Here is a 412-nt window from a genome sequence, read left to right on the forward strand (position 1 = left end):
CGGGAGCAGGTCTGGCTGGCCCAGCAAAAGGCAATACGAACTTATCTTCCGCAGGCAAAGTTTGGTTTATGGCACCGATTTGCCCCCGTCAGCGCGGGCGTAAGCGACGATACCCTGTTCAGTTCAGCCATCCTGATGCAGGCCGATTTTCTTGCCTGTTCTGCCGATGCCAATGAGCTTCTCGATCCCGCGCAGCTGGAGCCAGCCCATCTCTCCTCAACGGAAAATTATCCGATACTGAAGGTCCGCCAGATCCTCGCCGCCCTTCGCCTGCGTAAATGTTCGCTTCCCGTCTGGCTTCTCTCCTGGAATACCCTCACCGGCAACACGCGGGCGACAAACGGCTGGTTTTTTCGTGGGGCGCTGCTGATGCAGAACCTGCTCGGGCTTTCGGAGCAGGTCTGGCTGGCGG

Annotated in this window: 1 pseudogene; it reads left to right on the forward strand. The window is 58.7% G+C overall.

Annotated elements, in window-relative coordinates:
- Window positions 1-412, forward strand: a pseudogene (locus INF61_RS22690) (AraC family transcriptional regulator); the annotation flags it as partial.

It is taken from the genome of Enterobacter cloacae complex sp. P18RS (genome assembly GCF_014982105.1).
In the GTDB taxonomy this organism is placed as follows: Bacteria; Pseudomonadota; Gammaproteobacteria; order Enterobacterales; family Enterobacteriaceae; genus Enterobacter; species Enterobacter hormaechei_C.